Annotated in this window: 6 protein-coding genes and 1 pseudogene; 5 read left to right on the forward strand and 2 right to left on the reverse strand. The window is 71.0% G+C overall.

Annotated elements, in window-relative coordinates; translation table 11 throughout:
• Positions 1-28 precede the first annotated feature (28 nt).
• Both FV222_RS18010 and FV222_RS18015 read left to right on the forward strand, forming a co-directional pair.
• Positions 29-1,375, forward strand: coding sequence for an MFS transporter (locus FV222_RS18010; RefSeq protein WP_246685526.1), 1,347 nt, complete (start codon positions 29-31; stop codon positions 1,373-1,375).
• 63 nt (positions 1,376-1,438) lie between these two features.
• Positions 1,439-2,236 carry an SDR family NAD(P)-dependent oxidoreductase gene (locus FV222_RS18015; RefSeq protein WP_147762623.1) on the forward strand — a complete coding sequence of 266 codons (798 nt, stop codon included), beginning with the start codon at positions 1,439-1,441 and terminating at the stop codon, positions 2,234-2,236.
• A 112-nt stretch (positions 2,237-2,348) separates the two neighbouring features.
• Here FV222_RS18015 and FV222_RS18020 read toward each other — a convergent pair whose 3' ends face one another.
• Positions 2,349-2,705, reverse strand: coding sequence for an SWIB/MDM2 domain-containing protein (locus tag FV222_RS18020; RefSeq protein WP_147754595.1), 357 nt, complete (start codon positions 2,703-2,705; stop codon positions 2,349-2,351).
• A 216-nt stretch (positions 2,706-2,921) separates the two neighbouring features.
• Here FV222_RS18020 and FV222_RS31900 point away from each other — a divergent pair, with 216 nt between their 5' ends.
• The 3 genes from FV222_RS31900 to FV222_RS18030 all read left to right on the forward strand — a co-directional run bounded on the left by FV222_RS31900 (position 2,922) and on the right by FV222_RS18030 (position 4,228).
• A complete protein-coding gene (locus FV222_RS31900; RefSeq protein WP_281406031.1) occupies positions 2,922-3,044 on the forward strand; it encodes a hypothetical protein in 123 nt (40 codons plus the stop codon).
• 173 nt (positions 3,045-3,217) lie between these two features.
• Complete coding sequence (locus tag FV222_RS18025) at positions 3,218-3,700, forward strand: DUF2721 domain-containing protein (protein WP_147762622.1); 483 nt, start codon at positions 3,218-3,220, stop codon at positions 3,698-3,700.
• Between the two features lie 90 nt (positions 3,701-3,790).
• Entirely contained in the window at positions 3,791-4,228 is a 438-nt protein-coding gene (locus tag FV222_RS18030) for a PRC-barrel domain-containing protein (RefSeq protein WP_147762621.1), read from the forward strand.
• A 114-nt stretch (positions 4,229-4,342) separates the two neighbouring features.
• On the opposite strand, the pseudogene FV222_RS29795 reads toward FV222_RS18030, so the two are convergent.
• Positions 4,343-4,524 (reverse strand): annotated as a pseudogene (locus FV222_RS29795) (hypothetical protein); the annotation flags it as partial.

Below are 4,524 nucleotides of genomic sequence, written 5' to 3' on the forward strand. Positions count from 1 at the left end.
CCCGGCCCCCACCCAGGCGTCAGACGGGCTGCCGCCGCGCGAGCGCCTTCTGGCGATGGCGGCGGTGTCGCTCGCCATGACCATGGCGGTGCTCGATGGGGCGATCGTCAACGTGGCGCTGCCGGTGATGGCCAAGGACCTCGCCGTCGACCCGTCCGCGGCGATCTTCGTGGTCAACGGCTACCAGATCGCGGTGACGGCGGCGCTCCTGCCCTTCGCCTCGCTCGGCGACATCCTCGGCTACAAGCGCGTGTACCTCGCCGGGCTCACGGTGTTCGTGGCGGCCTCTCTCGCCTGCGCCTTCGCGCCGAGCCTCGGCTTCCTCGTCGCCGGGCGCCTCGCGCAGGGGCTCGGGGCCGCCGGCGTGATGAGCGTGAACATCGCGCTGGTGCGTTTCATCTACCCCCACCGGATGATCGGCCGCGGCGTCGGAAACGTCGCGCTCGTCGTCGCCGTCGCCTCGGCGGCCGGCCCGACGGTCGCCGCCGCGATCCTCTCGGTGGCGTCCTGGCCGTGGCTGTTCCTGGTCAACCTGCCGGTGGGCGGGCTCGCGCTCTTCGTCGCCTCGCGGACGCTGCCGGCGACGCCGCGCAGCGGCGCGCGGTTGGATGCGTTGAGCGCGGTGCTGAACGCGCTGACCTTCGGCCTGCTGATCGTCGGCGTCGATCGGCTCGGCGACCCCGCCGGGCGGATGGTCGCCTTCGCCGAGATCGGGGCGGCGATCGCGGTCGGCGCGGTGTTCGTGCTGTACCAGCTGCGCCTGCCGGCGCCGCTGCTGCCGGTGGACCTGCTGCGGATCCCGGCCTTCGCGCTGTCGATGGCGACCTCGATCGCCGCGTTCGCTGCGCAGATGAGCGCCTACATCGCCCTGCCCTTCTACTTCCAGGACGTGTTGCACCTCTCGGGCACGCAGACCGGCTTCCTGATGACGCCGTGGCCGATCGCGATCGCGGCGATGGCGCCGATCTCCGGACGGCTCGCCGACCGTTACCCGCCGGGCCTGCTCGGGGGCGTCGGCCTCGGTCTGATGGCGTCCGGCATCGCCGCGATGGCGCTGCTGCCGGCCGCGCCCGCGACCCTCGACGTCGTCTGGCGGCTGACGCTGTGCGGCCTCGGCTTCGGCCTGTTCCAGACCCCGAACAACAAGGTGATCATCACCTCGGCCCCGCGCGAGCGCAGCGGCGGCGCCAGCGGCATGCAGTCGACCGCCCGGCTCACCGGCCAGTCGCTGGGCGCGGCGATGGTGGCGGTGATCTTCGGAATCACCCACGGCGCCGGATCGGACCGGGCGGTCTCGGCGGCGTTGTGGTGCGCGGTGCTGCTCGCGCTGTTCGGCGGCTGCGCCAGCGTGCTGCGGCGGGGCAGGGCCGGGTAGGCTGCATGCCACCTGGGCCGCGGGGGCCGCGTTGACGGACATCCACAACAGGGATCGACCAGCATGGACATGAACCTGAAGGGCCGCAGCGCCCTCGTCACCGGCTCCACCGGCGGCATCGGCTACGGCATCGCCAAAGCGCTGCTCGAGCTGGGCGCCCGCGTCGGCATCAACGGGCGCACGGCCGAGCGCGTCGAGGCGGCGATCGCGCGCCTGCGCGCGGAAAACCCGGCGGGCGAGCCCTTCGCGGCGGTCGGCGATGTGGCGACGGCCGAGGGCGTCGATGCGCTCGTGGCAGCGCTGCCGGACGTGGACATCCTGGTCAACAACACCGGGATCTTCGAGCCCAAGCCGTTCTTCGAGATTCCGGACGCGGACTGGCAGCGCTTCTTCGACGTCAACGTGATGAGCGGCGTGCGGCTGTCGCGCGCCTACGCACCGGGGATGGTGGCGCGCGGCTGGGGCCGGGTGGTGTTCATCGCCAGCGAGTCCGGCATCAACATCCCGGTCGAGATGGTCCATTACGGGATGACGAAGACCGCGCAGCTCGCAGTCTCGCGCGGGCTCGCCGAGACGGTCTCCGGCACCGGCGTGACAGTCAACAGCGTGCTGCCCGGCCCGACCCTTTCGGAGGGCGTCGCCGAGTTCATGAAGCAGATGGCCAAGGGATCGGGCGAGGCCGACCTCAATGCGCTCGGCCGGGAGTTCGTCGCAGAGCACCGGCCGACGTCGCTGATCGGACGGCTAGCCAGCGTCGAGGAGGTGGCCAACATGGTGGCCTACGTCTGCAGCCCGGCAGCGAGCGCGACCAGCGGCGCGGCGCTCCGGGTGGATGGCGGCGTCCTGCGCAACATCGCGTAGCGGGCGGACGACGCGCGGGGCGGCGCGAGGCCGCCCCGTTCGGGCGCCCGCCGGCACGGGACGATCCGGGAACGAGGTCTCCGGACCGGGCCGAGGACGGGGCGCGACCGGCTCAGGCCTTCAGGTGGGCGGCGAGGTGCTTGTTCATCTCGAACATGCTGCACTTGTCCTTGCCGAAGACTTTCTTGAGCTTGTCGTCGGCGAGGATCTCGCGCTTGTTCTCCGGGTTCTGGAGATTGTGCTTCTTGATGTATTCCCAGACCTTGCTGACGACTTCGCCGCGCGGGATCGGGTTGGTGCCGACGATCGCGCCGAGGTCGGCCGAGGGCTTCAGCGGCTGCTGCAGGGCGTTGGGCTTCGCGCCGGCGGCGGCCTTGGTCGCCTTGGGGGCCGCGGCCTTCGCGGGCTTGGCGTCCTTGGTCTCTTTCGCCGCCTTCGGAGCGGCCTTTTCCGTCGTCTTGGTTGCCATGGGGGTTCCTCCGGTTCTCGCTGCGAGCGTGAACGTGACATCCCCGCAGCAGGGGGTAGCCTAGCAGCAAGAACTAAGGGCTAGCGCTGCCGTTCCAAGGGAAAACAGGAACAGTTCCCGTTATCATCCACAGGGTGTGACGCCAGCGGGCACACGTGGCGCCGGATTTCGCGCGGCGAAACCCTTTCTTCACCGGATCGGAGGACAGATCCGAAGATGGTCAGCACCGCCCTCGCCCTCGCCTTCGTGTCCGCGTTCGCCCTGGTCCTCGGCCTCGGGCTCGGCATCGCGTCCGAGCCGAATGCTTGCGAGCGACCGCCCGGCGCCGGGCTGGTCTGAGGTCGGACGCCCGCCCCGCATCGAAGACTTGGGATCGACGTCTTGCGCGCAGGCGCGTCCTTCGCCTTGCGCGCAAGATGCGATCCGGGCGAACCGGCCGGCCGCCCGGACGTTTCAGGCGGCGGAGGACGGCCCTCCCCGCCTTCGTCCTCCCGCCACGGAACGCCCATTCCATGTCGAGCCTCGAGCCGAACACCCTCGACGGCATCGCGCACATCATCCAGGTGGCGCTGACGCCGGTGTTCCTGCTGTCCGGGGTCGCGACCCTGCTCAACGTCTTCGGCGCCCGCCTCGCCCGCGTCTCGGACCAGGCCGAGCGGGTCTCAGGCCTGCTCGCCGGCGCGACCGAGACGGAGCGCCTGCGCCTCGACCACCGGCTCGACCGCCTGCGGCTGCGCGCGCTGCTGCTCGACGCGGCGGTGGTGCTGGCGGCGCTCTCGGGCGTCTCGACCTGCGGCGCCGTCCTCACGCTCTTCGTCGGCGCGCTCCGCGACGCCACCGTGGCCGGCGTGCTGTTCGCGCTGTTCGGCGCGGCGATCCTGTGCACGCTCCTGGCCCTGGTCGCCTTCGGCGCCGAGATGCTGTTTGCCAGCCGCGGCGTCCGCAACCGGGTCGCCCTGCGCCGGGCCGAGGCGGAAGCCGGGCCGGAAGGCTGAGACGCGGCGGAACCCATCGCGAATCCGGGCTTTCCTAGGCCGACGCCCGGATCACCGGGCGACCGAGTCCTTGCGATAAGGGAGATCGCGATGCCGACGGAACTTCCCAACGAGCGCAGCATCCGCAAGCCCGGCTCGATGGAGCTCGACCCCTCCGGCGAGGGCGTGGCCATCGACGAGACCGCCCGGCTGATCGCCTCGAACAAGGTCGAGGGCACGGCGGTCTACGACGCGGCCGGCAAGCACCTCGGAACGGTGCACAACTTCATGGTCGACAAGGTCTCGGGCCAGGTCGCCTACGCGGTGCTCGCGTTCGGCGGCTTCCTTGGCCTCGGCGAGAACCACCACCCGCTGCCGTGGAAGGCGCTGACCTACAGCGTCGACCTCGGCGGCTACGTGGTCGACATCGATCCGGCGACGCTCGCCGGCGCGCCGAGCCACGGCCCAGGCGAGGACGGCTTCGCCGACCCGGCCTATGGCGGCCGGCTCGACGACTATTACGGCCCGCGGCTGACGGCGGCCGTCTAGAACGTGACGGGTTAGAGCATTCTCCGTGATCTCTGGATCACGGAGAATGCTCTAACCTGCTGTTTGGTCGTATTTTCTTCACGCGAGCCGGCATCCACCTCGCTTGAAAATGCTCTAGAACTTGCCACCGAGGCCGACGCCACCGCCCGGGGTCAGGGCCGGCGCCATCGAGCTCGACGAACCGCCGGCGGTCGGCTCTCCGTCGATCTCGTCGCGGCGGATGCGGCGCGGGCCGTCGTTGGCCGCGCGCGCCTCGTTGCGCTTGTCGCGGGGCAGGTCGAGGGTCCGGGTCGGGG

It is taken from the genome of Methylobacterium sp. WL103 (assembly GCF_008039885.1).
GTDB classification, from domain to species: Bacteria; Pseudomonadota; Alphaproteobacteria; order Rhizobiales; family Beijerinckiaceae; genus Methylobacterium; species Methylobacterium cerastii.

Bases quoted from the DNA above. Each gene is read 5' to 3' on its own strand.
- FV222_RS18015 (WP_147762623.1), top strand. From the start codon at position 1,439: ATGGACATGAACCTGAAGGGCCGCAGCGCCCTCGTCACCGGCTCCACC.
- FV222_RS18020 (WP_147754595.1), bottom strand. From the start codon at position 2,705: ATGGCAACCAAGACGACGGAAAAGGCCGCTCCGAAGGCGGCGAAAGAG.
- FV222_RS31900 (WP_281406031.1), top strand. From the start codon at position 2,922: ATGGTCAGCACCGCCCTCGCCCTCGCCTTCGTGTCCGCGTTCGCCCTG.
- FV222_RS18025 (WP_147762622.1), top strand. From the start codon at position 3,218: ATGTCGAGCCTCGAGCCGAACACCCTCGACGGCATCGCGCACATCATC.
- FV222_RS18030 (WP_147762621.1), top strand. From the start codon at position 3,791: ATGCCGACGGAACTTCCCAACGAGCGCAGCATCCGCAAGCCCGGCTCG.